The 25,637-nt window shown below is 65.9% G+C and carries 21 protein-coding genes; 18 read left to right on the top strand and 3 right to left on the bottom strand.

Annotated elements, in window-relative coordinates:
• Nucleotides 1–16 precede the first annotated feature (16 nt).
• The 8 genes from KW845_RS16950 to KW845_RS16915 all read left to right on the top strand — a co-directional run bounded on the left by KW845_RS16950 (nt 17) and on the right by KW845_RS16915 (nt 9,287).
• On the top strand, nt 17–1,165 hold the full coding sequence (locus KW845_RS16950; RefSeq protein ID WP_218370510.1) for an acyl-CoA dehydrogenase family protein: 1,149 nt from the start codon (nt 17–19) through the stop codon (nt 1,163–1,165).
• Nucleotides 1,166–1,292: 127 nt separating this feature from the next.
• Nucleotides 1,293–2,522, top strand: coding sequence for a CaiB/BaiF CoA-transferase family protein (locus tag KW845_RS16945; RefSeq protein ID WP_218370509.1), 1,230 nt, complete (start codon nt 1,293–1,295; stop codon nt 2,520–2,522).
• Nucleotides 2,523–2,724: 202 nt separating this feature from the next.
• Nucleotides 2,725–4,251 carry a 3-hydroxyacyl-CoA dehydrogenase gene (locus tag KW845_RS16940; RefSeq protein WP_218370508.1) on the top strand — a complete coding sequence of 509 codons (1,527 nt, stop codon included), beginning with the start codon at nt 2,725–2,727 and terminating at the stop codon, nt 4,249–4,251.
• A gap of 261 nt (nt 4,252–4,512) precedes the next feature.
• Nucleotides 4,513–5,709: an acyl-CoA dehydrogenase family protein gene (locus KW845_RS16935; RefSeq protein ID WP_218370507.1), complete on the top strand. Its 1,197-nt coding sequence runs from the start codon at nt 4,513–4,515 to the stop codon at nt 5,707–5,709.
• 9 nt (nt 5,710–5,718) lie between these two features.
• Entirely contained in the window at nt 5,719–6,858 is a 1,140-nt protein-coding gene (locus KW845_RS16930; protein WP_218370506.1) for an acyl-CoA dehydrogenase family protein, read from the top strand.
• Nucleotides 6,859–6,877: 19 nt separating this feature from the next.
• Nucleotides 6,878–7,291: a carboxymuconolactone decarboxylase family protein gene (locus KW845_RS16925; protein ID WP_218370505.1), complete on the top strand. Its 414-nt coding sequence runs from the start codon at nt 6,878–6,880 to the stop codon at nt 7,289–7,291.
• Between the two features lie 12 nt (nt 7,292–7,303).
• Nucleotides 7,304–8,230, top strand: a complete 927-nt coding sequence (locus KW845_RS29730; RefSeq protein ID WP_218370504.1) for an NAD(P)-dependent oxidoreductase — start codon at nt 7,304–7,306, stop codon at nt 8,228–8,230.
• Between the two features lie 64 nt (nt 8,231–8,294).
• Nucleotides 8,295–9,287 (top strand): tripartite tricarboxylate transporter substrate binding protein, encoded by a 993-nt coding sequence (locus KW845_RS16915; RefSeq protein ID WP_218370503.1) that lies wholly within the window; start codon nt 8,295–8,297, stop codon nt 9,285–9,287.
• A 260-nt stretch (nt 9,288–9,547) separates the two neighbouring features.
• Here KW845_RS16915 and KW845_RS16910 read toward each other — a convergent pair whose 3' ends face one another.
• Entirely contained in the window at nt 9,548–10,324 is a 777-nt protein-coding gene (locus KW845_RS16910) for an SDR family NAD(P)-dependent oxidoreductase (RefSeq protein WP_218370502.1), read from the bottom strand.
• A gap of 305 nt (nt 10,325–10,629) precedes the next feature.
• On the opposite strand from KW845_RS16910, the gene KW845_RS16905 reads away from it, so the two are divergent.
• From KW845_RS16905 to KW845_RS16890, 4 genes are all read left to right on the top strand, one after another.
• A complete protein-coding gene (locus tag KW845_RS16905) occupies nt 10,630–12,279 on the top strand; it encodes a long-chain-fatty-acid--CoA ligase (protein ID WP_218370501.1) in 1,650 nt (549 codons plus the stop codon).
• Nucleotides 12,276–14,402, top strand: a complete 2,127-nt coding sequence (locus KW845_RS16900; protein ID WP_218370500.1) for a 3-hydroxyacyl-CoA dehydrogenase NAD-binding domain-containing protein — start codon at nt 12,276–12,278, stop codon at nt 14,400–14,402. The genes KW845_RS16905 and KW845_RS16900 overlap by 4 nt, the downstream gene beginning before the upstream one ends.
• Before the next feature lie 38 nt (nt 14,403–14,440).
• On the top strand, nt 14,441–15,625 hold the full coding sequence (locus KW845_RS16895) for an acetyl-CoA C-acyltransferase (protein WP_218370499.1): 1,185 nt from the start codon (nt 14,441–14,443) through the stop codon (nt 15,623–15,625).
• A gap of 71 nt (nt 15,626–15,696) precedes the next feature.
• Nucleotides 15,697–16,629, top strand: coding sequence for an alpha/beta fold hydrolase (locus KW845_RS16890; RefSeq protein WP_218370498.1), 933 nt, complete (start codon nt 15,697–15,699; stop codon nt 16,627–16,629).
• Nucleotides 16,630–16,657: 28 nt separating this feature from the next.
• Here KW845_RS16890 and KW845_RS16885 read toward each other — a convergent pair whose 3' ends face one another.
• Nucleotides 16,658–17,563, bottom strand: a complete 906-nt coding sequence (locus KW845_RS16885; RefSeq protein WP_255592715.1) for a LysR family transcriptional regulator — start codon at nt 17,561–17,563, stop codon at nt 16,658–16,660.
• A gap of 150 nt (nt 17,564–17,713) precedes the next feature.
• Between KW845_RS16885 and KW845_RS16880 the strand changes: the two genes are divergently transcribed.
• The 6 genes from KW845_RS16880 (at nt 17,714) to KW845_RS16855 (ending at nt 24,749) form a co-directional block, all read left to right on the top strand.
• Nucleotides 17,714–19,186: a M81 family metallopeptidase gene (locus KW845_RS16880; RefSeq protein ID WP_218370496.1), complete on the top strand. Its 1,473-nt coding sequence runs from the start codon at nt 17,714–17,716 to the stop codon at nt 19,184–19,186.
• 20 nt (nt 19,187–19,206) lie between these two features.
• Nucleotides 19,207–20,799, top strand: a complete 1,593-nt coding sequence (locus KW845_RS16875) for an ABC transporter substrate-binding protein (RefSeq protein WP_218370495.1) — start codon at nt 19,207–19,209, stop codon at nt 20,797–20,799.
• A gap of 94 nt (nt 20,800–20,893) precedes the next feature.
• Complete coding sequence (locus KW845_RS16870) at nt 20,894–21,835, top strand: ABC transporter permease (RefSeq protein ID WP_218370494.1); 942 nt, start codon at nt 20,894–20,896, stop codon at nt 21,833–21,835.
• 5 nt (nt 21,836–21,840) lie between these two features.
• Entirely contained in the window at nt 21,841–22,713 is an 873-nt protein-coding gene (locus KW845_RS16865) for an ABC transporter permease (RefSeq protein WP_218370493.1), read from the top strand.
• A 3-nt stretch (nt 22,714–22,716) separates the two neighbouring features.
• Complete coding sequence (locus KW845_RS16860; RefSeq protein WP_255592713.1) at nt 22,717–23,763, top strand: ABC transporter ATP-binding protein; 1,047 nt, start codon at nt 22,717–22,719, stop codon at nt 23,761–23,763.
• A complete protein-coding gene (locus KW845_RS16855) occupies nt 23,760–24,749 on the top strand; it encodes an ABC transporter ATP-binding protein (RefSeq protein WP_218370492.1) in 990 nt (329 codons plus the stop codon). Before KW845_RS16860 ends, KW845_RS16855 begins: the two co-directional genes overlap by 4 nt.
• Here the strand turns inward: KW845_RS16855 and dapF are convergent.
• Nucleotides 24,746–25,582, bottom strand: coding sequence for a diaminopimelate epimerase (dapF, locus tag KW845_RS16850; protein ID WP_218370491.1), 837 nt, complete (start codon nt 25,580–25,582; stop codon nt 24,746–24,748). The two genes, KW845_RS16855 and dapF, sit on opposite strands and share 4 nt — an antisense overlap.
• Nucleotides 25,583–25,637: the final 55 nt, after the last annotated feature.

The raw sequence follows: 25,637 nt of genomic DNA, 5'->3' as shown, positions 1-25,637 counted from the left end.
CTACAGGTTCCCCATCATGGCTCTTGATACCGAAACCCTGACCTTGCTGCTGGATGCGGTGCGCCGCTTCGTGACCGACCGGCTAGTGCCGGCCGAAGAGGCACTGGCCCACACGGGCGAGATCCCGCCCGACATCGTGGCCGAAATGCGCGAGCTCGGGTTGTTCGGGTTGTCGATCTCGTCCGACTACGGCGGCCTGGGCTTGAACATGGAAGAAGAAGTGCGCGTGGTGTTCGAACTGGGCCAGACCTCGCCGGCCTTCCGGTCGCTGGCGGGTACCAATATCGGCATCGGCTCGCAATCCATCGTGCTGGCGGGCACCGACGAGCAACGCAGCCGCTACCTGCCGAAACTCGCCAGCGGCGAATTGATAGGCTCGTTCGCCCTGACCGAGCCCGACGCCGGTTCGGACGCCATGTCGCTGCGCACCAGCGCCGTGCGCGACGGCGAGCACTACGTGATCAATGGCACCAAGCGCTACATCACCAATGCGCCGGTAGCGGGCTTGTTCTCGGTGATGGCGCGCACTGCGCCCGAACGCAAGGCCGGATCGATCTCGTGCTTCCTGGTCGAAGCCGGCACGCCGGGCCTGACCCTGGGCAAGCCCGACAAGAAAATGGGCCAGGCGGGCGCACTGACTTGCGACGTGGTATTCGACAACTGCCGTGTGCCGGCCGCTACCCTGCTGGGCGGCGAAGAAGGCAATGGTTTTCGCACCTCGATGCGCGTGCTGGACAAGGGCCGGTTGCACATTTCGGCCCTGTGCGTGGGCATTGCCGAGCGGCTGGTGCGCGACGCGGTCAAGTACGCCATCGAGCGCAAGCAGTTCGGCCAGCCCATTGCCGAGTTCCAGCTCGTGCAGGCCATGATCGCCGACAGCCAGGCCGAACTGTATGCCGCGCGCTCGATGGTGCTGGACGCGGCCCGCAAGCGCGACCGCGGCGAGAACACGACGCTCGAGGCGGCCTGCTGCAAGCTGTACGCCACCGAAATGGCAGGGCGCGTGGCCGACCGCGCGGTGCAGATCCATGGCGGCGCGGGATACATGTCCGACTACGCGGTCGAACGCTTCTACCGCGATGTGCGCCTGTTTCGCATCTTCGAGGGCACCACGCAGATCCAGCAACTGGTTATCGCGCGCGAGACCATCAAGGCCTATTCGTAGCGCCGGCACGCGTGCCGCGTTGTGCGCGGCGCGCACAAGAACGTTCGGAAAACGGAATACGCCATTGCCGCGGCAAGGGCTAATATCCAAGGTTCCCTGTCGCTATCGCATTCACTCATCGCCCATCATGTCGCAACGACCTGCTCCCCTGACCGGCATTCGCGTGCTGGACCTGACCCGCGTGCTGGCCGGCCCCTGGTGCACCCAGAACCTTGCCGACCTGGGCGCCGAAGTCATCAAGATCGAACGCCCCGGCGCGGGCGACGACACGCGCGCCTGGGGCCCGCCCTACCTGAAAGACGCCGCCGGCGTCGACACCACCGAAGCCGCCTACTACCTGAGCGCCAATCGCAACAAGTACTCGGTGGCGCTGGATATCGCCTCGCCGCGCGGTGCCGAACTGGTGCGCGAGCTGGCCCGCCAAAGCGACATCCTGGTAGAAAACTTCAAGGTCGGGGGCTTGCGCAAGTACGGCCTCGACTACGACAGCCTGAAGGCCGACAACCCCGGCCTGATCTACTGCTCGATCACCGGCTTCGGCCAGACCGGCCCCTACGCCAGCCGCCCCGGCTACGATTTCATGATCCAGGGCATGGGCGGGCTGATGAGCATCACCGGCGAACGCGACGACCTGCCGGGCGGCGGCCCGCAGAAAGCCGGCGTGGCGGTGGCCGACCTGATGACCGGCATGTATTCCACGGTAGGTATCCTGGCGGCCCTGCACGAGCGCGGCCGCAGCGGCCTGGGCCAGCATATCGACATGGCGCTGCTCGATTGCCAGGTGGCCATGATGGCCAACCAGAACCTGAACTACATGACCTCGGGCCAGGCGCCGCGCCGCGCCGGCAACGCGCACCAGAACCTGGTGCCGTACCAGGTGTTCGCGGCCAGCGACGGCCACTTGATCGTGGCGGTGGGCAACGACAGCCAGTTCCGCAACTATTGCCGGGTCATCGGCCTGCCCGAATTGTCTGGCGACCCGCGCTTTGCCACCAATCCACAGCGCGTGCAGAACCGTGAAACGCTGGTGCCGCTGCTGGCCGAGCGCATGGCCACCGGCGAGCGCGACCACTGGCTGGCCGAGCTCGAGGCGGCCGGCGTGCCGGCGGGGCCCATCAACACCCTGGACCAGGTCTACCAAGACCCACAGGTGCTGGCGCGCGAAATGCGGCGCGAATTGCCGCACCCCACCGCCGGCACCGTGCCCATGGCGGCCAGTCCGCTGAAGTTCTCGGGCAGCCCGGTGCAATACCGCCGCGCGCCGCCGCTGCTGGGCGAGCATACCCGGCAGGTGCTGGCCGAGCGGCTGGGTTTGTCCGAAGAGGAAATCCAGGCACTGGGACAGCCGCGCGCGTAGGCATGAACACAGGTGTCTGGCTCCGTAGGTGCCAGGCACCATTCCATTGAGACAGCCTGGCCATACCTCCCGCCAGGTGTCTGACTCCGAAGGTGTCAGATACCGTTCTATTGAGACAGCCTGGCCATACCTTGGTGTCTGACACCTCCGGAGTCAGACACCTGGCATGCCAGACAGACATGAACCAGAAAGGAGCCATCCAATGACAGATATCCAGACGATTGCCATCGTGGGCGCGGGCGCCATGGGGCGTGGCATTGCGCAGATCGCCGCGCAAGCCGGCGTGCAGGTGCGCCTGTATGACACCAGCGCCGAGGCCGTGGCTTCGGCCCGCGAATCGCTGAGCCAGTTGTGGGACAAGCTGGCCCAGAAAGGCAAGCTCAGCGTCGCCGACGCGCAGGCCGCGCTGGCGCGCGTGCAGTCCGCCGCGGCGCTCGAAGACCTGGCCGATTGCCAACTGGTCATCGAGGCCATCGTCGAACGCCTGGATATCAAGCGCGATCTGTTCGCCAAGCTTGAAGCCGTCGTGGGCCCCGATTGCATCCTGGCATCGAACACCTCGTCGTTGTCCATTACCGCCATTGCGGCCGCCTGCCAGCGCCCGCAGCGCGTGGCCGGGTTCCATTTCTTCAACCCGGTGGCCTTGATGAAAGTGGTCGAGGTCATCGATGGCCTGCGCAGCGACCCCGCCGCCGGCGATGCGCTGGCCGCGCTGGCGCGCCGCATGGGGCATACGCCCGTGCGGGCCAAGGACATGCCGGGCTTCATCGTCAACCATGCCGGTCGCGGCATGAACATCGAAGGCCTGCGCACGGCGCAGGAATCGGTGGCCTCGTTCGCGCAGATCGACGCCATCATGCGCGAGCAGGCGGGCTTTCGCATGGGCCCGTTCGAACTCATGGACCTGACCGCGCTCGATGTCTCGCACCCGGTCATGGAATCGATCTACCGGCAGTTCTTCGACGAACCGCGGTTCCGCCCGTCGCCCATCACCACCGTGCGCCTGGCGGGCGGCCTGGTCGGCCGCAAGGCGGGCGAAGGCTTCTACGCGTACCCTGACGGCCAGAAGCAAGTGCCGGCCGAAGCGCCCGTGCCCGCAGCGCAGGCCGGCCTGCGGGTCTGGATCAGCCCCGCGCACGAAGATGGCCATGCACGCGCGCAGGTCCTGCTGGAATCGCTGGGTGCCAGCATTGTCGATGCGGCCGAGCCGCCCGAGCAGGCCCTGATCGTGGTGACGCCATATGGTGAAGACGTGTCCACCTGCGCTTATCAGCAAGGCCTGGATGCCGCGCGCACGGTCGGCCTGGATACGCTGCATCGCCTGGAAGCCGGCAAGCGCCGCACGCTGATGCTGTCGCCGGCCACGCAGGCGCGCTGGCGCGATGCCGCCCATGCGCTGCTGGCCGCCGACGGCACGCCGGTCAGCGTCATCCAGGATTCGCCGGGTTTCGTCGCGCAACGCATCGTGGCCGCGATCGTCAACGTGGCGTCCGAGATCGCCCAGCAGGGCATCGCCACGCCGTCCGACATCGACCGCGCCGTGACCCTGGGCCTGGGTTATCCGGCCGGTCCACTGGCCATGGGCGATGCCTTGGGTGGTACTCGCATTCTCGAGATCTTGCGCAACCTGCAGCGCGTCACGGGCGACATGCGCTACCGGCCCAGCCTGTGGCTGCAGCGCCGCGTGCAACTGGGCTTGTCGCTGCTGGCTGAACCCGCGGCGAACTGATCACGCCAAGCCCGGGCGGCCGTGCAGCGCCGCCACATTTCCAGGCAGGCCGCGCGCCTGCCTTTTCGTTGGGCGCTCGCGCCGCCGTCCACGCGTAGTCAAAGTGTCGTCGCCAAAGACAGTCCGAAGGGCACCGACGACACCCATCATTGACGGTGCCAGCGGGCAGGCCCCGCGGGCGTAGGCGGCAGGCGAGTCTTATCGGCGGGGTGGCATGCTTATTGCTTGAAAGCCGGGGATACATTTCTCGGCGACCACCCCATGAATTTCGACTACAGCGCAGAAGACCAGGCGTTCCGGCAAACGGTCGAGCGCTTCATCGATACCGCGCTGCCCGCAGAATTGCGGCATAAAGTCTTGAACCACCTGCGCCTGGGCAAGGAAGATTTCCTGCAATGGCACCGCATCGTGCATCGCCAGGGCTGGGTGGGCGCCAGCTGGCCGAAAGAATACGGCGGCACCGGCTGGACCGCCATCCAGCAGCACATCTGGCAAGAAGCATGTGCCCTGGCCGGGGCGCCCATCATCCTGCCGTTCGGCGTCAGCATGATAGGCCCGGTGTTGATGGCCTATGGCAGCGCGCAACAGAAAGAGCGCTACCTGCCCCGCATCCTGTCGGGTGAAGACTGGTGGTGCCAGGGGTATTCGGAACCAGGCGCCGGCTCGGACCTGGCATCGCTGTCGACCCGCGCCGAGCGCAGGGGCGGCCACTACGTCGTCAATGGCCAGAAGGCCTGGACCACCTTTGCCCAGCATGCCAACTGGATGTTCTGCCTGGTTCGTACCGACTCTACGGTGTCCAAGCAAAAGGGCATTTCTTTCCTGCTGATCGACATGTCCACGCCGGGCATCACGATTCGCCCGGTCACCATGCTGGACGGCGAACAGGACGTCAACGAAGTCTTCCTGGACGACGTCAAGGTGCCGCTCGAGAACCTGGTGGGCGTAGAGAACCAGGGCTGGACCTACGCCAAGTTCCTGCTGGGCCATGAGCGCACCTCCATCGCGGGCGTGGGTCGATCCAGGCGCGAGTTGGCATTCCTGAAGCGATTCGCCTTGGGCCGAGGCCAGCATGGACAGCCGCTGCTGCGCGACCCGCTGTTCGGCACGCGGGTCGCCGAGCTCGAGATCGACCTGATGGCCCTGGAACTGTTGGTGCTGCAGGCCCTGTCGCGCCACGACCCCGGCCATGCAGGCGGGCCGGAGGCGTCGGTCATGAAGATCATGGGCACCGATATCCAGCAGCGCCTGACCGAACTGATGGTGGACGCGGCCGGCCCGTATGCCGCGCCGCTGGACGAGGCCTATCTGGATGGCGCCAGCGCCGCCAGCGCGTTCGGCGACGACGCTGCCGCGCCGCTGGCCCGGCAATACCTGAGCTACCGCAAGCCTGCCGTCTACGGCGGCTCTACCGAGATACAGAAGAACATCGTGTCCAAGATGATTCTGGGCCTTTAAGAGACATTCATGCATTTCGACTACACCGACGAGCAGCAACAGTTCGCCGATGCGCTAAGCCGCTGGCTGCAGAAACACTACACCTTCGAGCATCGTGTCGATGTCGTCGCGCGGCAGGCCGGTATTTGCCAGGAAGACTGGCGCCAGTTGGCGGAACTGGGTGTGTTCGCCATCACCGCGCCGGACGCGGCGGACGGCTTCGACGGCGATAGTGTCGACCTGATGCTGGTCATGCAGGAAATGGGCCGCCATCTGGTCGTCGAGCCGGTGCTGGACACGCTGGTCGGCATCGATGTGCTGAAGCAGGCCGGCGCCGATAGCGCGCTGCTGGCCGCTATCGGCGCAGGTACCAACCGCGTATCGTGCGCGTTCTTCGAGCGCGACGCGCGCTATGACCTGTCTGCCATCGCCACCACGGCCACGGCTGTCGAGGGCGGCTACCGCCTGGATGGACGCAAGCACCTGGTCACCCACGGCGCCACGGCGGACCTGCTTATTGTGTCAGCCCGCATGGCCAGGCCGGACGGCGCAACCGAGGTGGCGCTGTTCTGCGTGCCGGCGAAGTCAGAAGGCGTCGGCTTGACGGCGTACCGCAGCATCGACGGCCAGCGGGCCGCCGATCTGGTATTGCAGCAGGTGTTCGTGCCGGCCGCGGCCGCATTGCCGGCCGATGGCCAGGCAACGCTGGGGCGGGCCCAGGATATGGCCGCCATGGCGCTGTGCGCCGAAGGGCTGGGCGTCATGCAGGCGTTGAACCAGGCCACCTTCGATTACCTGAAGACGCGCAAGCAGTTCGGCGTGCCATTGGGAACATTCCAGGCACTGCAGCACCGCTGCGCCGACATGTACATGGAATTCGAGCAAGCGCGCGTGCTGACCATGCTGGCCGCTGCCCGCCTGCGGCATGCCGGGTCGCCGGAGCAGCGCCGCGCCGTATCGGCGGCCAAGGTCAAGGTCAACAAGGCGTTGCGCTTCATCGGCGAGCAAGCCGTGCATCTTCACGGCGGCATCGGCCTGACCGACGAGCTGCCGGTATCGCATTACTTCAGGCGCGGCACGCTGATCGCCAAGCAGTTCGGCGACACCGGCCATCACCTCGGCCGCTTCATGCGGCAACCCGGCTTCGATCCCGAGGCCGGACAAGACTGAGCACTGACAGGAGAACACTGTGACGCAGAACACCGAAGGATTCACCGAGATCGGCGACAAGACCCGGCGCACCATCATTGGCGACGAATACGTCGATCCGATGCTTGCCAGCAAGACCGCTTTCGATCACGAATGGCAACTGTATCTGAACAACCAGGTCTGGGGACGAACCTGGGCGCGCGGCATTCTCGAGCACAAGCAAATGAGCCTGATCAACCTGGCCATGCTGGCCGGCATGCATCGCATGGAAGAGTTCGAGCTGCATTTCCGCATTGCGCTCAAGCGCACGGGCGTGCCGCTGATCCAGCTGCGCGAGGTGTTGCTGCACATCGGCATGTACTGCGGCGTGGCGATCGGTCGCGATTGCTTTGCCATTGCCCGCCGCGTGCTCAAGGAAGAACACGTGGACCTTTCGGTGCTGGACGAGAAATAAGCGAGGCGAGCCGTGACTTCAGCTTCCTCGTCCGTGCGCGCGCCAATCGGGTTCATTGGCTTGGGTGACATGGGACGGCCCATGGCGCTGCGCCTGCTGCGCGCGGGCATTGCGCTGGTCGTGTGCGACCGCAATCCCGCCGCCTTGCAGCCCTTTATCGACGGTGGGGCCCAGGTGGCAGATACGCCCGAGGCCGTGGCGTCCATGGCAGAAGGAGTATTGACCTGCCTGCCTTCCCCGGCCGTCAGCGAACAGGTGGCCCTGGGCGAACATGGGCTTATCCACGGATCGCGCATCCGCTGGCACGCCGAAACATCGACGATCGGCCAGGCCACTCTGCAAGCCATCGCATTGCGCATGCAGCAACGCGGCATCCAAGTGCTGGATACCCCGGTCAGCGGCGGCCCGCGGGGCGAGGCCAGCGGCCGGTTGTCGTGTTTCGTCGCATCGTCGGCCGCGGCATTCGAAGAGGCCAGGCCCGTGTTGTCCGTCATGGCTGACAAACTCTTTCATGTGGGCGATCAGCCGGGCCAGTCCCAGGTGCTGAAGCTGGCCAACAACCTGATGAACGCGGCGGCGCTGACCATTTCCAGCGAAATGCTGCAAATGACCGCGGCCGTGGGCATAGACCTGAGCGTGGCGCTGGACGTGATCAACGTCAGTACCGGACGCAGCCGCGCCACGGAAGAGACCTTGCCTGCGCAGGTCCTTAGCGGGGCATTCCATACCGGCGCCAAGCTGGAAATCCTGCACAAGGATGTGGCGCTGGCTATCCAGCAAGCGCGCCAGCTCGGCACCGCCAGCCTGGCGTCCGCCGGGGTGCTGCAAGTCTGGGAGCAGGCGGCTGCAGCCGGCTACGGCGAGCAGGACTTGTCCCGCATCTTCGAGTTCATCGCCCGCCAGGATGGTCGCGCGGCGGCGGACCGCAGCGATTCCTGAGGTTCCGGCGCGCAATGAAGCGCGCCCGGAACTTTTCGACAACATATCCACAAGGAGACTCAATATGTACACCCTTCTGAAACGAATCGGGGCGCCCATGGTGCTGGCCGGGGCCACGCTGGCCTTGCCCGGCATGCAGGCGGCCGCGGCCGAGACTTACCCCAACCGTCCGGTGACGCTGGTGTCGCCCTACCTGGCCGGCGGAGCCGCCGACACCATCGTGCGCTCGATTGCCTCGGCCGCCGCCAGGCAGCTGGGCCAACCCGTCGTCGTGGAAAGCAAGCCCGGCGCCGAAGGGCTGATCGGCTCCACCGATGTGATGCGTGCGCAGCCCGATGGTTATCGGCTGTTGTGGGGCGGCGCGGGGTCGATGATGATCGTGCCGGCGTTGCGCAACAACCCGCCGTTCGACCCGGTCAAGGCGTTCACGCCGGTGGCGGGCTCGGTCGATTTCTCGTTCTTCCTGTATACGCCCGCCGACTTTCCTGCCAACAACATGGCCGAGTTCATGCAGGAAGTGAAGAAGAACCCGAACAAATACAACTACGGCACAGGCAACAACCAGGGTCGGCTGACATTTGCCTACATGAACAAGGAATACGGGCTGGAAATGCAGCATGTCGCGTACCGGGGCGAAACCGCCGTCATCAACGACCTGCTGCCGGGCCGCGTGCAGGCGTTCTTCGGCACCACGGCTGCGCTGCCTTACGTCAAGGAAGGCAAGATCAAGGCGCTGGTGACCACGCTGCCCGAGCGCACGCCTTTGATGCCCGACGTGCCCACCATGAAAGAAAGCGGCCTGTCCGAGGTGCCGTTCTCGCCGGGCGGCGGCTGGCTGGGCATCTTCGGGCCCGCTGGTATGGACGCGTCGATCGTGGCACCGCTGCACAAGGCCTTCAGCGCCGCTTTCGAAGATGAAGACGTCAAGCAGAAGATGTACCAGGCCGGGCTGTCCTATACGCCCATGACAGTGCCCGAGCTGACCGAATTCGTGCGCACGCAGCGCGACCAGTACATCCATGCCGTCAAGGACCTGGGCATTCCGAAGACGGACTGAGGCCACGGCGTTGCCTCAAGCTTCAGGCAGCCTCAGGTGTCAGGCTCCGCAGGTGCCTGACACCTTACGACTGAGACAGTGGTGGCACACCATGGTGTCAGGCACCTGCGGAGCCTGACACCTGGCAATACCGCGCCAAGCACCACACGCGCCGCACGAAACAGGCGCCCCCCGATCGGGGACGCCGCGGAGCCGGCTCTGCCGGTCCGCCAGCGTCGCCCCTTGAGGGGGGAGCGCGAAGCGCTCGGGGGTGGGCCCTTCTACACAGCGCAGTACCCCCCGTCGACCAGCAGGTCCGCGCCCGTCATATATGACGAGGCCGGGCTGGCGAGAAACAGGGCGGCGGCGGCGATTTCGGCGGGGGCCGCGAAACGGTTCAGCAAATACTTGGATTCGGCTTGCCGCTTCTGTTCCGCCGGCATTTCGCCATAGCGAAAGGCGATGCGGCGTGTCTCGACCGCGCCGGGCGACAAGGTATTGACGCGAATGCCCTGGGCCGCATGGTCGACCGCCATGGTCTTGGCCAGCTGCAACATGGCGCCCTTGGCCGATGTATACGAAACGCGTCCCGCGCGTCCCACGCGCGCATGCATGGAAGCAATATGGACGATGGCGCCGCCGCCTGCCCGGATCATGCCGGGCAGGGCGGCGCGCGACATCATGTAGGCACCGCCCAGGTTCACGCGCATCACCTGGTCCCATTCCTGCGGACCGATGTCCAGGATGGTGCCCGACCGATCCAGCATGGCCGCACCGTTGACCAGCACGGTGGGCAGGCCCAGCGTGCGCTCGACCTCGGCTGCCACGGCCTGGGTCTCGGTTTCGCTGGCCACGTCGCAGCGCAGCCCCACGGCCCGGCCGCCGGATTCCCGGATGGCCCGCGCCGCGCTGTCGGCAGCCTGCTCGTCCAGGTCCACGCAGGCGACGTGCGCCCCCACATTGGCGAACAGTTCGCAGATGGCGCGTCCGATGCCGCCGCCGCCTCCTGTCACGATGGCCACCTTGTTGTCCAGCCGGAAGATGCGCTCGTCAGTCATGCCGTGTGTCCTTGTTGTCTCAATGCCGCGATGCGGCGAAGTGCGCGCCCAGGTGCCAGGCGCGCGATATGTACCCAAAGCAAATCCGATGCCAGCCCGCTGTGTATTCTTGCGGGCGGGGACCTGGAATACACAGTGGCCGGCATTGTCCTTTTCAAGGACAGATGCGCGTTCTGAATACAGTGGATGCCGGACGGGATTTCCTGGCGCACACGTACAGCCATGCCGGCCGGCTAGTCGCATGCATGGCATGCTTATTGCTTGATTCCCGTTCGGTACGCAATCCGATCGCACAGGAGACAACTATGTTTGGCCTAATGCAGCAATGGCCGCTTTTATGCCAGCGGGTCATCGAGTACGCCGCGCGCGAGCACGGACAGCGGCGCGTCGTCACGCGCGTGGCCGACGGCAGCCTGCAGGAAAGCAATTATGCGCAGGTCTGCCAGGCTGCCCGGCGCATCTCGAAGCGCCTGGCCGCCGATGGCATTCAGCCGGGCGACCGGGTCGGCACCGTGGCATGGAGCACGGCCCAGCACATGGAGTGCTGGTATGGCATCGCCGGCATCGGCGCCGTTTACCACCCCATCAATCCGCGGTTGTTTTCCGAACAGATCGTGCACATCATCAATGATGCCGCCGACCAGCTGATCTTCGTCGACCCTGCTTTCGTTGCGCTGCTGGAACCGCTGGCCGCCCAGCTTCCCAGCGTGCGCCGCTATATCATCCTGGCCGACGATGCGCAGATGCCGGCTACCGAATTGCCCAATGCGATCTCGTTCAGCGCCTGGCTGGGCGATACCGACGCGGATTTTGCCTGGACGGATTTCGACGAGAACACCGCCGCCGCGCTGACCTACACCTCGGGTACGACGGGCAATCCCAAAGGGGTGCTGTATTCGCACCGATCCATTGTCTTGATGTCGCTGACGGGCTGCGCGCCGGACATGTACGGATTCTCGGCCCGCGACAACGTGCTGCTGGTGGTGCCCATGTGCCACGCCAATGGCTGGACCTGGCCTTTTTCGGCGCCCATGACCGGCGCCGGCCTGGTGTTCGCAGGCCAACACCTGGACGGCGCTTCGGTGGCAGACCTGCTGGTCAACGAACGCGTCACCGTCACCGGCGGCGTGCCGACCATCTGGCAGACTGTGCTGGACCACCTGCACAAGCAGGCGATCCGCCTGACCGATCTGAAACGCGTCTACGTCGGCGGGTCGCCATGCCCGCGGCCCATTCTGGACGCCTTGAATCAAGAGCATGGCGCCGAGGTACGTTCGTCGTACGGCATGACCGAAATGGGCCCGCTGGGTTCGATCTGCACGCTGCGCGTAGAAAACTGCCACCTGGATGGGGATGAGCGCGTGCATCTGCTGCAAAGCCAGGGGCGCCCTCCGTTCCTTGTGGAAACACGTATTGTCGACGCCGAAGCGGCCGACCAGCCGCGTGACGGCAAGCACATCGGCCACTTGCAGGTGCGCGGGCCGTGCATCGTGCAGGCCTACTTCAACCAGGGTGTCGACGCCGTCACCCCGGATGGCTACCTGGATACCGGCGATATTGCCGCCATCGACCCGCTGGGCTATATCCGCCTGAGCGATCGGGCCAAGGACCTGGTCAAGTCGGGCGGCGAATGGATATCGTCCATCGATATGGAGCACGCGGTGATGACGCATCCCGACGTGCAAGAGGCCGCCGTGATTGGCGCGCGCCATGAAAAATGGGATGAGCGCCCGTTGCTGTTCGTGGTGCTCAAGCCGGCAGTCTCGCTGGACAAGGCCGCGCTGTACGAGTATCTGGCCCCGCGGATGGCGAAGTGGTGGCTACCCGACGACATCCTGTTCGTCGAAATCATTCCGCATACCGCTACCGGCAAGCTCAACAAGGCCGCCCTGCGCCAGCAGTTTGGCGACTACCTCATCAATACGCCCGCCATCCATCCCGCCAAAGCACCATGACCCATTCCGCAAGACTTGCCTTCGAAACCGGGATCGCGTTCATCGAGATCGACAGCCCGCCCGTCAATGCGCTGTCGCGCTCGGTATTGCAGCAACTGCGCGACTGCATCGCCCAGGCAGGTGCCCGCGCCGATTGCCGGGCGGTCGTGCTGTATGGGGCTGGCCGCAGCTTCGTATGCGGTGCCGATATCGCCGAGCTCGACAGGGCGCCAGGCGAGGGCGACGCTTTCAACCCCGTGATGGATGCCCTGGAATCGCTGGCCAAGCCAGTGATCTGCTCGATTCACGGCATGGCGCTGGGTGGCGGGCTGGAACTGGCCCTGGCCTGCCATTACCGGGTGGCCCATACGCACAGCACCATGGGGTTGCCCGAGGTAAAGCTGGGCATCCTGCCCGGCGCCGGCGGTACCCAGCGCTTGCCGCGCCTGGTGGGAGCGGCCATGGCGCTGGACATGATATCGAGCGGGAAGCCGATAGATGCCCAGGCCGCGCTGCAGGCGGGGCTGGTCGACCGCCTGTCCGAGCATGATGCCAGAACGGCCGGCCTGCAATACGCGCAAGACTTGCTGCGCGACGCAGCGCCGGCGCGTCCCACGCGGGCCCGCACCGTCGTCGCGGGCGGGCTGGACGCGCCGGCGCTGCAGGCCGCGCTGGCGGATGCGGGCAAGCACGGCGCGTATCCCGCGCGGCTGGCCATCGTGCAATGCATCCAGGCGGCCTTGGACTTGCCCTTCGAAGAAGGGCGGCACGAAGAGCGGCGCCTGTTCGAGCAATGCCGTGCCTCAGAGACTTCGCGGGCGCTGTGCCACTTGTTCTTCGCCGAGCGCGAAGCGGCCAAGTTGCCCGGCCTGCCGGCGCAACTCGCCCTGCGGCCTGTCGAGAAGATCGGCGTGGTCGGGGCCGGGACCATGGGCCGGGGCATCATCATGAACTTCCTGAATGCCGGCATGGCATCGGTATTGCTGGAAACCAGCGCCGAGGCGCTGGAGCGGGGCGTTGAACAGATCCGCGCCACCTACCAGGGGCAGGTCGCCAAGGGCCGGCTCAGCCAAGCCCGGGCCGATGCCGCCCTGGCGCTGCTGCGGCCCACGCTGGACGATGCCGCGATGGCCGACTGCGACCTGGTGATCGAGGCGGTCTTCGAGAACATGGAAGTCAAGCAGCAGGTTTGCCGCAAGCTGGGCCAGTTGTGCAAGCCCGGCGCCATTCTGGCCACCAACACTTCGACGCTCGATGTGGACGAACTGGCAGCGGCAAGCGGCCGGCCCGCCGATTTCCTGGGCATGCATTTTTTCAGCCCTGCGCACGTCATGCGGCTGCTGGAAGTGGTGCGTGGCAGGGATACCGCCACGGATGTGCTGGCCACTGTCATGAAACTGGCCAAGACCATCCGCAAGACCGCAGTCGTGTCGGGCGTCTGCTACGGGTTCATCGGCAACCGCATGCTGGAAAGCTATTTGCGCGAAGCGGATTTCCTGTTGATGGAAGGCGCAACGCCGCGCCAGATCGACCGCGCCATCGAAGCGGCGGGGCTGGCCATGGGGCCGTGCCGCATGCTGGACATGGCCGGTACCGATGTGGCCGCCAAGATCGTGCTCGAGCAAGGCAAGACCGGCATGCTGCCTGACGATCCGTCCTATCGCGCCGTGGTGGGCAAGCTGTTCGAGCACGGCCGCATGGGCCAGAAGGCCGGCCGCGGTTATTACCGCCATGAAGGCCGCAGCCCGGTCGACGACCCCGAGGTCGATGCCCTGTGCCAGGCGCTGGCCGCCCGGCATGGCATCGCGCGGCGCGAGCGCATCGACGACGAAGAAATCGTCGAACGCTGCCTGTATCCCCTTATCAACGAAGGCGCGCGCATCCTGGATGAAGGCATTGCCTACCGGCCCGGCGATATCGACATCGTCTGGACGCATGGCTACGGGTTCCCGGATTATCGTGGCGGCCCGATCTTCATGGCCGATCGCATCGGCCTGCGGCATATCCGCGAGCGCCTGCGCCATTACGGCGCGCGGCATGGCAATGCGCACGGATACTGGACGGTTGCCCCGCTGCTGGACCGCCGCGCCATCGCCAACGAGCCACTGTCGCACGAAAAGGTGCTTCCGGCCTCCCAGGCTTGAATGCCTGCCTGATTGCTCATTGCACATAGGATGTTTCCATGAAAGAAGCTGTCATCGTCTCGACCGCGCGCACGCCCATTGGGCGCGCTTTCCGTGGGTCGCTGAACAACATCAAGTCGCCCACCCTGATGGGGCATGCCATTCGCCATGCGGTGGCGCGCAGCGGCGTGGATCCCCAGGAAGTCGACGACGCCATCGTGGGAGCCGTGCTGACGGCGGGTACGGCGGGCATGAATATCGGTCGGCACGCAGCACTGGTGGGCGGGCTGCCCACCAGCGTGGCGGCCCAGACCATCGAGCGGCAATGCGCGTCCGGCCTGATGGCGATTGCCACCGCGGCCAAGCAGGTCATCGTGGACGGCATGCAGGTCGTGGTGGCGGGCGGTCAGGAGAACATCTCGGCGATCCAGAACACGTATTACCAGCTCGCTTCCGAGGCCCAGGACCCGAACGCCATTGCCGCGGCGCCGCACATCTACATGCCCATGCTGCAGACGGCGGAGTACGTGGCGAAAAAGTATGGCGTCTCGCGCGAGGCCCAGGATCGATACGCCCTGCAGTCGCAGCAGCGCACCGCGGCCGCCCAGGAAGCCGGCCGTTTCGACGCCGAGATCGTGTCCATCGGCGCACAGATGCAGCTCGTCGACAAAGAAAGCGGCAGGGTGTCGCTGCGCGATGTCGAGTTGGCCAAGGACGAAGGCAACCGTCCCCAGACCACTTACGAATCGCTGGCCCAGTTAAAACCCGTCATCGACGGTGGGACGGTCACCGCCGGCAATGCCAGCCAGCTTTCCGATGGCGCCAGCGCGTGCGTGGTCATGGACCGCGCCCTGGCCGAGAAGCGCGGGCTGGCCCCGCTGGGCATCTACCGGGGCATTGCCGTGGCGGGTTGCGCGCCCGAGGAAATGGGCATCGGGCCCATCTACGCCGTGCCCAAGCTGCTCAAGGCCAATGGCCTGAAGGTCTCGGATATCGGTTTGTGGGAACTGAACGAGGCCTTCGCCTGCCAGGCGCTGTATTGCCGCGATCACCTGGGAATCGACCCGGAGATCTTCAACGTCGATGGCGGGGGCATTTCGGTGGGGCACCCCTATGGCATGACGGGCGCCCGCCTGGCGGGCCATGCCCTGATCGAAGGCAAGCGCCGCGGGGCGCGCTACGTGGTGGTCACCATGTGTATCGGCGGCGGCATGGGGGCAGCCGGTTTGTTCGAGGTTGCCTGAGCAGCGTTCGCGATGCCGCCCGTTCAGCTTCAGCCTGCGGCTGCAGATGTTCCCTTATCAGGATAAAGACGATGGAACCGTTCCATAGTTTTGCTGTGCGCTTCATGGGGCTCATTGGACTCATGGGGCGCCGTCTGGCGCCCGCGATGGCCATGCTGCCTATTGCGGTAAGCGCGGCACCCGAGCCGCGCCGCGTCGATGTCGGCGCATCGGTCGAATTGGCGGTCGACATCCGCGGAAGCGGCCCCATCCCCGTGGTGTTCATGCACGGCTACAGCCTGTCGCGCCAGACCTGGGACAAGGTCATCTCCCGGTTACCCGCCGACCGTTATACGACCTACGCCTACGATCTGCGCGGCTTCGGCGACTCGTCCAAACCCGAGAGCGGCCATACCATGCGCCAGCACGCCCAGGATCTGGCCATGCTGATGGACCGGCTGCAGCTGCCGCACGCGGTGCTGATCGGCCATTCGCTCGGCGGCGCCATTGGCCAGGAATTCGCGCTGCGGCATCCTGACCGGGTGCTGGCGCTGGTCAGTTCCGACGCGTTCGCGCGCCATGTGCCGTTGCCGGGTATCAGTGATGCACTGCGCCAGCGTGCTGCCAGCTTCGGCACCCCGGAACAGAACCGGCGCATCCTGGCTTCGGCCGTGCCTCGTTACTTCGATCCGCGCAATGCCTCGGCGAGCGACATCGACATGTTCGTCGGCATGACAATGCAGGCGTCCACGCCGGCGTTGCGCGACCAACTGCTCGATGCCTATTCAGCGCCGACGCTGGACGCGGACCAGTACCGCCAATTGCGTATCCCGGTGCTCGCCATATCGGGTGCAACCGATACCGTGGTGCCCGTGGCCAATGCCATCGCCCTTGGCGACATCGTGCCGGGCTCGGAAATTGCATTGGTGCCGCGCGCGGGCCATACCCCCATGTGGGAACGTCCCGACGACTGGGCGCGGCAAGTGCTGGATTTCCTGGACCGCCGCGTGTCGGCCAGCCCGTGACGCCGGCCGGCGCGGCCTTTGCCGGCCATCAGGCACCGCGCTCGGTGCGTGCCCGCACCGCGTCTTCGATCATGGCCTCGAACTCATCTACCAGGGGCGAGCGGGGGCGGAACGCGGGCCGGTACAGGCTCAGAAAATAATCCACCCCGACCGACAGCGGCCGCACCGCAACCTCGGGGCCGGCGCTGTCCAGCGCGCTGAACGGGTTGATGATCGCCACGCCCAGCCCCTGTTTCACCATTGCGCATACCGCCGCGCTGCTCGATGTCTCGATGCGCAGTATGCGCCTGACGTTCGACTCGGCGAATATCTGGTCGATGCGGCGCCGGTAGGCGTCGTCATCCGGAAAATGAATGCACTCGACGCCGTCGAAGTCTTTGGGGTGCAGCACCTTTTTGCGCGCCAACGGGTGCGACCTGGGCAGAATGCAGACCTCTCGCCCGGCCGGCAGCGTACGCGCGGCGACGTTCTCCACCGGTGGGCCGGGTTCGGCCAGGCCCAGGTCATAGCTTTGCCGGATCAGGGCTTCCATGACCTCGGTCTGCCCGTTGGAATGGATGGTCAGCCTGACACCGGCATGGCCGGCCAGAAACTCGCGGCATACCGGCGGCAGCAAGGTCTGGGCATACGTCGACAGGCAGATGATCTGTATGTGGCCCAGCGTGTGGTCTTTGATGGCCGAGGCGGCGCGCAGGATCTGGTCCAGGCCGGCATACGAGCGCAGCACCTGCGTATGCAATTCGGCGGCTTCCTGCGTGGGGCTCAGCGTGCGGCCCTGGCGGCTGAACAAGCGTAGGCCCAGCGCCCGTTCCAGCGCCTTGAGTTCGCGGCTGATGGTGGGCTGCGAGGTGTGCAGCAATGCCGCCGAACGAGTCACGCTGCCGGTGGTCATGACGGCATGGAATATCTCTATATGTCGAAGGCTGGCAGGCATGGGAAGGGTGGATCGAAAATATATCAGGCTCGGATGGGATGCTGTGAATTTGATATTTTGAGGATGAATATCGCACATGCCATCATAAGTAGCATCGGCGTGTTCCGTGGATACAACGTTCGCGGCCCGGCTACCTAGGATGAATACAAGATGGGAAAGCGTGTGCTGGTCGCTGAATTCATGCACGAGACCAATACTTTCAGCATTCGGCCCACCGGGCTCGAAGCCTTCCAGGCCTGTACCCTGCACTTCGGCGACGATATTCCGCGCCACTATCGCGGCACGCGTTCTTCGATGGGCGCCGCTTTCGAGGCAGCCGACGAATTCGGCTGGACCCTGGCGCACCCGGTGGTGGCCTCGGCCAACCCGTCGGGCCGCGTCACCGACGACTTCTTCGATGATACCTGTGCCCGCATTCTCGCCGCCGCAAGCCAGGCCGACGGCGTACTGCTGCACCTGCACGGCGCCATGAGCGTCGCCAGCCACGACGACGGCGAGGGCGAGCTGCTCGAGCGCCTGCGCAGCCGCATCGGCGCGCAGGTCCCGGTGGTGGCGGTGCTGGACCTGCATGCCACCGTCACGCAGCAGATGGCCGACCACGCCAGTGCCCTTATCGCGTATCGCACCTATCCGCACGTCGACCAATACGAGCGCACCTGGCAGGGCGCGCGGCTGCTGGCGCGTGCCATGGCGGGCGAAATCAGCCCGCGCGTGGCCCTGGCGCGCCGGCCCATCCTGTATGCGCTGGACGGCGGGCGCACGACTTCGGCACCCATGATCGAACTGCTGCGCCGTGGCGATGCCATCGAAGCCGAAGGCCAGGCGCTGGCCGTCAGTATCCAGGCCGGTTTTTCGTCGGCCGACGTCCACGACATCGGCCCCTCGGTGGCAGTCACGGTTGACGGCGACCCGACCGCTGGCCAGGCCATCGCCGAGCAGCTGATGGATTACGTCTGGGACGAGCGCCATTATTCGACCATCCATTTCACGCCCGTGGCAGAAGCGGTGCGCCAAGCCGCCCAGCCCGGCGATACCGGCCAGCCGCTGGTCATTGCCGACTATGCCGACAATCCCGGTGCCGGCGCCTATGGAGACAGCACCACGCTGCTGAAGGCCATGGTCGAAGCCGACCTGCAGAACGTCGCGTTCTACGCCATCTGCGACCCGCAGGCCGCGCGCGAGGCGGCCGCGGCGGGAGTGGGCAGCACCATCACGCTGCAGGTGGGCGGCAAGACCGACCCCACCCAGGGCGGAGGCCCGCTGACACTGACCGGCTACGTGGCCACCATCACCGACGGACGCTTCATCGCCTACGGCCCCATGGGCGGCGGCGTGGCCCGCAACTACGGCCTGAGCGTCCTGTTCCGCGTGGGCGGCATCGACATCGTCTTCATCAGCAACAACGGCCAGGCCACCGATCTTGGCCAGCTCAGTTCCCTGGGCATCGACCCCAACCGCAAATCGACGCTGGTGGTGAAGTCCATGCAGCATTTCCGGGCGGCATTCGAACCCATCGCGCGCCAGGTGCTGGAAGTCGACGCCGGCGCGCTGTGCACCAAGGATTTCAAGGGCCGTCCTTATCAGCGGGTGCGCCGCCCGCTCTGGCCGTTGGACGACATCTAATAAACCAAGGGAGAACAAACATGAAGCCATTGATCCGAACGCTATCGCTGGCACTGGCCGCCAGCCTGACGCTGGCGGCCGCTCCGGCCAGCGCTGCCGGGCAGCCGAAAACCATCAAGGCGGTCATGCATGCCGCACTGACCAACCTGGATCCCATCCAGACCACCGCCGATATCGCGCTGCTGCACGGCATGATGGTGTATGACACGCTGTTTTCCTGGGACGAGAACCTGGTGGCCAAGCCCCAGATGGTCGAGTCCTATACCCTTAGCGATGACAAGCTGACCTACACATTCACGCTGCGCGAGGGCCTGAAATGGCACGATGGCCAGCCGGTCAAGGCCGAAGACTGCGTGGCTTCCATCCAGCGCTGGTGGGTGCGCGACACGCTGGGCCAGCGCATTGCCGCACTGGCCACCGACATTTCCGTGGTCGATGACCGCAGCTTCCGGCTGGTGCTGAAGGCGCCGTTCGGGTACTTGCTGGACGCATTGGCCAAGACGGGCAGCAACTTTCCCGCAATGATGCCCAAGCGCCTGGCGCAGACCAGCCCTTCCGAACAGATCCGCGAAGCGGTGGGCTCGGGCCCGTTCAAGTTCGTACGCGAGGAATGGGTGCCGGGCAGCAAGGCGGTCTATGTAAAGAATGAAGACTACGTGCCCCGCAACGAACCGCCCAGCGGCACGGCCGGTGGCAAGATCGCCAAGGCAGACCGTGTCGAATGGGTAGTGATGCCCGACCAGCAAACCGCCCAGGCGGCGCTGATGAACGGCGAGATCGACTTCATCGAGACGCCCCAGGCCGATTTCATTCCCATGCTGCGCGACACGCAGGGTGTCAAGATCGAGACGACGGCCACCTTCGGCATTCAAGGCATCCTGCGCATGAATCACCTGCAGCCGCCGTTCGATAACCCCGCCGCGCGCCAGGGCCTGCTGGCGCTGGTAAACCAGGAAACGTACCTGCGTGCCATCATCGGCAATCCCGACTTCTACCAAGTCTGCGATTCGATTTTCGTCTGCGGCTCGCCGCTGCAGACCCGCAGCAAGCTGGCCTATGCCGATGACAAGGCGCGCGTCGAGGCGGCCAAGCGCCTGTTCAAGGAAGCCGGCTACCAGGGCGAGCCCATCGTCATCCTGAACCCCACCGACAGCGCGCTGTCCAGCGCGGCGGCGCTGGTCACGGCGCAACTGATGCGAGAAGCGGGCCTGAATGTCGACGTGCAGTCGATGGACTGGGCCTCGGTCGTGGCGCGCCGCCCCAACAAGGGCAAGCCCTCGGAAGGCGGGTGGAACATCTTCATCAGCAACCAGTCGGGCATGACCGCTTCCAACCCGCTGACCAACCTGGGCCTGGCGGCGACCTGCGAGAAGGCCTGGTTCGGCTGGCCCTGCGATGAAAAGATCGAGGCCCTGCGCAACGAGTTCGCCACCGCCGAGACACTGGAAGACCGCCGCAGGATCGCGCAAGCCCTGCAAGACCGGGCCGACGAGTCGGTGCCATATATCTCGTTCGGCCAATGGAGCCAGCCCGTGGCTTACCGCGGCGACCGCCTCAGCGGCATCCTCAAGCTGCCCAACTCCTTCGCGTTCTGGAACATTGCGGTCAAGTAGCCCGCATCCCTCCGGCCTGGCCCATCGAGGCGAGGCCGGCATGCCGGCCCCTGCCTTGCACGGGCCGGCGCCAGCCATCTTGCAGGAGTAGTTCGTGGCGAGTCACATCTTGCGGCGCCTGCTGGCCACGGTGCCGGTGGTCATCATCGTCGCCGTGCTGGTGTTCCTGTTATTGCGCCTGACACCCGGCGACCCCGCCGCGGTGATCGCCGGCGAACACGCGTCGGCGGCCGACATCGATCGCATCCGCGTCAGCCTGGGGCTGGATCGCCCGCTGCTGGAACAGTTCTTCATCTGGCTGGGCACCTTGCTGCAAGGCGACCTGGGGCGCTCCATCATCAGCAACATGCCGATTTCGTCGCTGATCGCGCAGCGCATCGAGCCCACGCTGTCGCTGGCGGTCTCGACCATGCTGGTGTCGCTGCTCATCTCGCTGCCGTTGGGCATCGCGGCGGCATGGGGTTCGCGCACCTGGGTCGATCGGTTCACGATGCTGCTGGCCATCCTGGGTTTTTCGCTGCCGGTCTTCCTGGTGGCCTATACGCTGATTTATTTCTTTTCGATGAAGCTGGGCTGGTTTCCGGTGCAGGGCTACCGGCCCCTGTCGCAGGGTGTGCTGCCCTGGCTGCAGGGGTTGGCACTGCCCACCTTGTCGCTGTCGTTCACCTATATCGCGCTGCTGGCGCGCACGACGCGCGCCAGCATGCTGGACGTGCTTTCTGAAGACTATATCCGCACCGCGCAGGCCAAGGGCGTGCGCACGCGCGCGCTGCTGATACGCCACGCGTTTTCCAACGCGGCCGTGCCGGTGGTCACGATTGCCGGCATCGGTATCACCCTGCTGATCAGCGGCGTCGTCATTACCGAGACGGTCTTCAACATTCCCGGCCTGGGCCGGCTGACGGTCGATGCCATTCTCAGCCGCGACTATCCGATCATCCAGGCCCTGATATTGCTGTTTTCCGCGGTCTATGTGGCGATCAACCTGCTGATCGACCTGCTGTACCTCGTCCTGGATCCTCGCATCGAGTATTGATCGCCATGTCCGCTACTACGAACCTTGCCGTTTCCGGTCCGATGCGCCGCACGTGGATGCCGCAATTCCTGCGCGGCCGGCCCGCGCTGGCCTGTGGTGCCGCGCTATTGATCGTGCTGGTCGGCATCGCCATCGCCTCGCCCTGGCTGAGCGCCAACGCGCAGGCCATTTCGCCGCTGAACCGCCTGCGGCCACCGTCGGCCGACCTTTGGTTTGGCGCCGACCAGCTGGGGCGCGACATCTATGCCCGCACGCTGCAGGGGTCGCGGGTTTCGCTGATGGTGGGCGTCAGCGTGGCCCTGCTCAGCGCCGCCATCGGCCTGGTGGTGGGCGTGTTGTGCGGCTTCTATCGACGCCTGGACGCGGTCGTCATGCGGTTCATGGACGCCCTGATGGCCATTCCCTCGATCTTGCTGGCTATCGCCTTGACGACGCTGGTGCGCGGTGGCGTGCTGCTGGTCATCGTGGCGATCACCGTGCCCGAGATCCCGCGCGTGGTGCGCCTGGTGCGCAGCGTCGTGCTGACGCTGCGCAGCCAGCCTTACGTGATCGCGGCCATTGCGGCCGGCACGCGCCAGCCGCTGATCATGTTGCGCCACATCGTGCCCAACGCCGTATCGCCGCTGATCGTGCAAGCCACTTACGTGTGCGCCTCGGCCATCCTGACCGAGGCCGGCCTGAGCTTCATCGGGGCGGGCGTGCCGCCCGAAGTGCCCAGTTGGGGAAATATCATCGCCGGTGCGCGTTCGTATTTCCAGATCGCGCCCTGGGCCATTTTCTTTCCGGGCATCGGGCTGGCCCTGACGGTGCTGGCCGTCAATCTGCTGGGCGACGGGCTGCGCGACAGCCTGGACCCGCGCGCATCCAGGAGGCTCTGAACGATGGACGCCACGATTGCGACGCCACCCCCGTCCGCGCCGACGCCACCCATGCTGAGCGTGCGGGGCCTGCATACGCGCTTCTACAAGAACGACGCCGTCATCCATGCGGTGAACGGCATGTCGCTCGACCTGTGGCCGGGTGAGGTGCTGGGCCTGGTCGGTGAATCGGGCTGTGGCAAGAGCGTCACCGCGCTGTCCATCCTGCGCCTGATCCCGCGTGCCGCGGGCCGCGTGGTGGACGGAGAGATCCGCTTCGAGGGCCGCGATCTGCTGGCCCTGACGCCGCGCGAACTGGAATCGGTACGCGGCCGCGACATCTCGATGATTTTCCAGGAACCAATGACCTCGCTCAATCCGGTGCTGCGTATTGGCGACCAGGTGGCCGAGACTCTGCAATTGCACAAGGGCATGGGCCGGCGTGCGGCGCTGGCCCGCGCCATCGAACTGCTCGACCTGGTGCGCATCGCCGACCCCGCCCGGCAGGCGCGCGAGTATCCGCATCGCCTGTCCGGCGGCATGCGCCAGCGGGTGATGATTGCCATGGCCCTGGCCTGCGAACCTCGACTGATGATCGCCGACGAGCCCACCACCGCGCTGGATGTGACCGTGCAGGCGCAGATCCTGGAGCTGATGGCAGACTTGAATCGGCAAACCGGCGCGGCAATCATGCTGATCACGCATGATCTGGGCGTGGTGGCCGAGATGGCCAATCGCGTCATCGTGATGTATGCCGGCAATGCCGTCGAAGAGGCTACCGTAGAAGACTTGTTCGCCAACCCGCTGCATCCCTATACCCGTGGCCTGATGGCCGCCATTCCGCGCCGCGGCGCGTGGCGCGATGCGGCGGGCCCGCAGTCGCTGCAAGAAATTCCGGGCATGGTGCCCTCGTTGCGCGCCCCGATCGTGGGCTGTGCGTTTGCGCCGCGCTGCGCCTACGCCACCACGCGCTGCCGCGAGCAGGCGCCGGCCAGGCAGTTGCGCCCGAACGGCCATGCGGTGGCCTGCTGGGAAGCCGACCGCATGCAACAACTGGGGAAACCGGTATGAGCCAGGCACATCACGAGCCGGTGCTGTCGGTAAACGGCCTGAAGATGCATTTCCCGATACGCCGTGGCGTGTTCGGCCGGCAGGCAGGAACGGTGTACGCCGTCGACGGCGTGGATTTCACTCTCGAGCCCGGCCAGACCCTTGGGCTGGTCGGCGAAAGCGGCTGCGGCAAGTCCACCCTGGGCCGCACCCTGGTCAGGTTGATGGAGCCCACCGCGGGCCAGATCCGGCTGGACGGGCAGGACATCAGCCGCCTGACGCCCGGCGAACTCAGGCCTTTGCGCCGCAAGATGCAGATCGTGCTGCAAGATCCTTTCTCGTCGCTCAACCCGCGGCGTTCGGCCGGCGACAGCGTCATCGAGCCGCTGAGCAACTTCGAACGCCTGACGGCCGCCACGCGCCGTGCGCGCATGGCAGAGCTGTTCGCCAAGGTTGGCCTGCCGGCTGATGCCATGCAGAAGTTCCCGCACGAGTTTTCGGGCGGGCAGCGTCAACGCCTGGGCATCGCGCGGGCCTTGTCGGTGTCGCCCCGGCTGATTGTTGCCGATGAGCCGGTTTCCGCGCTGGACGTGTCGGTGCAGGCGCAGGTCATCAACCTGATGGTGCGCCTGCAGCAGGACATGGGCGTGGCCTATGTCTTCATTTCGCATGACCTGGCCGTCGTCGAGCACGTCAGCCATCGCGTGGCCGTCATGTACCTGGGGCGTATCGTAGAAATCGGTAGCCGCAACCAGCTGTTCACCACGCCACGGCATCCGTATACGCAGGCGCTGCTGGCGGCCGCACCCGTGCCCGATCCATTCAACAAGGTGCCGCGCCAGGTCGTGCCAGGAGATGTGCCCAGCCCGGCCAATCCGCCCACGGGCTGCCATTTCCATACGCGCTGCGCGCAGGCCGGACCCCGCTGCCGGCGCGAGGCGCCGGCGCTGCGTGACACGGCGGGCCATGCGGTGGCCTGCCACTTGTACACAGGCGGAACGGCCTAGATTGCCATCGCGCTGCCATGGCCGGCTGCCGCGATACGGCCCGTGAACACGGCATGGGCCGGTCCGGCCAGCCGCAGCCGGGGAACTGATGCCGTCACCGGTTCTATTGCGATACTGAGCACGCCGCCATGGCGGGTGTGCACCCGCACCTGGGTCGATGCGTAGCCGCGCAGCCAGGCCAGCAGGGCGGCGGCCGAGGCACCGGTGCCGCACGCCTGGGTTTCCGCCTCGACCCCACGCTCGAATGTGCGAATGGCCAGCCCATCGGCCGTGCGGGCAACAAAATTCACGTTGGTGCCGTGCGGAAACAGCGGGTGATGGCGCAAAGCGGGTCCCAGGCCGGGCACGTCGACGCGGTCCAGCGGTTCGTCGACCCAGATGACCGCATGCGGCACGCCAGTATTGGCGTAATCCAGGGCCCAACTGCGGCCTGCCGCCGAGACTTGCTGGTTCAGCGCCACGCCGGTCGGGGCGGTCAGGGTGATGCCGACTTCGCCGTTGTCGAGCAGGCGCGCCCCGATCCGCCCGGCCAGCGTGGCGAAATGATGTTGCGGCGGCGCGATGCCGTGCTTGATCGCATAGAGGGCGACGCAGCGCGCGCCGTTGCCGCACATTTCGGCCGGCAGGCCCGACGCGTTGATGATGTCGACTGCATAGGCGGCGTCGGAATCCGTCGCGGCGCGCAGCACGATCAGCCCGTCCGCGCCGATACCCGTGGTGCGCGCACACAGGCGCCGGCCCAGCCCGGACAGGTCGGCGTCCAGGCGTTGGCTGCGGCCGTCGACCACGATGAAATCATTGCCGCATCCTTCCATCTTGGTGAAATCGATCATGCGCATCCCGGCAGGCCGGCGCAGGGATACCGGCTTGCCGATGATGATACCGAGC

The organism is Bordetella sp. BOR01, from assembly GCF_019218885.1.
GTDB lineage: Bacteria > Pseudomonadota > Gammaproteobacteria > Burkholderiales > Burkholderiaceae_B > Bordetella_A.
Note: the sequence above shows the minus strand (reverse complement) of the source record. Positions and strands in the feature narration are given on the sequence as shown.

What these genes read in the sequence shown, in the direction of transcription:
- KW845_RS16950 (WP_218370510.1), top strand. Translation starts at nt 17, where the DNA reads ATGGCTCTTGATACCGAAACCCTGACCTTGCTGCTGGATGCGGTGCGC.
- KW845_RS16945 (WP_218370509.1), top strand. Translation starts at nt 1,293, where the DNA reads ATGTCGCAACGACCTGCTCCCCTGACCGGCATTCGCGTGCTGGACCTG.
- KW845_RS16940 (WP_218370508.1), top strand. Translation starts at nt 2,725, where the DNA reads ATGACAGATATCCAGACGATTGCCATCGTGGGCGCGGGCGCCATGGGG.
- KW845_RS16935 (WP_218370507.1), top strand. Translation starts at nt 4,513, where the DNA reads ATGAATTTCGACTACAGCGCAGAAGACCAGGCGTTCCGGCAAACGGTC.
- KW845_RS16930 (WP_218370506.1), top strand. Translation starts at nt 5,719, where the DNA reads ATGCATTTCGACTACACCGACGAGCAGCAACAGTTCGCCGATGCGCTA.
- KW845_RS16915 (WP_218370503.1), top strand. Translation starts at nt 8,295, where the DNA reads ATGTACACCCTTCTGAAACGAATCGGGGCGCCCATGGTGCTGGCCGGG.
- KW845_RS16910 (WP_218370502.1), bottom strand. Translation starts at nt 10,324, where the DNA reads ATGACTGACGAGCGCATCTTCCGGCTGGACAACAAGGTGGCCATCGTG.
- KW845_RS16905 (WP_218370501.1), top strand. Translation starts at nt 10,630, where the DNA reads ATGTTTGGCCTAATGCAGCAATGGCCGCTTTTATGCCAGCGGGTCATC.
- KW845_RS16900 (WP_218370500.1), top strand. Translation starts at nt 12,276, where the DNA reads ATGACCCATTCCGCAAGACTTGCCTTCGAAACCGGGATCGCGTTCATC.
- KW845_RS16895 (WP_218370499.1), top strand. Translation starts at nt 14,441, where the DNA reads ATGAAAGAAGCTGTCATCGTCTCGACCGCGCGCACGCCCATTGGGCGC.
- KW845_RS16890 (WP_218370498.1), top strand. Translation starts at nt 15,697, where the DNA reads ATGGAACCGTTCCATAGTTTTGCTGTGCGCTTCATGGGGCTCATTGGA.
- KW845_RS16885 (WP_255592715.1), bottom strand. Translation starts at nt 17,563, where the DNA reads ATGCCTGCCAGCCTTCGACATATAGAGATATTCCATGCCGTCATGACC.
- KW845_RS16880 (WP_218370496.1), top strand. Translation starts at nt 17,714, where the DNA reads ATGGGAAAGCGTGTGCTGGTCGCTGAATTCATGCACGAGACCAATACT.
- KW845_RS16875 (WP_218370495.1), top strand. Translation starts at nt 19,207, where the DNA reads ATGAAGCCATTGATCCGAACGCTATCGCTGGCACTGGCCGCCAGCCTG.
- KW845_RS16865 (WP_218370493.1), top strand. Translation starts at nt 21,841, where the DNA reads ATGTCCGCTACTACGAACCTTGCCGTTTCCGGTCCGATGCGCCGCACG.
- KW845_RS16860 (WP_255592713.1), top strand. Translation starts at nt 22,717, where the DNA reads ATGGACGCCACGATTGCGACGCCACCCCCGTCCGCGCCGACGCCACCC.
- KW845_RS16855 (WP_218370492.1), top strand. Translation starts at nt 23,760, where the DNA reads ATGAGCCAGGCACATCACGAGCCGGTGCTGTCGGTAAACGGCCTGAAG.
- dapF (WP_218370491.1), bottom strand. Translation starts at nt 25,582, where the DNA reads ATGATCGATTTCACCAAGATGGAAGGATGCGGCAATGATTTCATCGTG.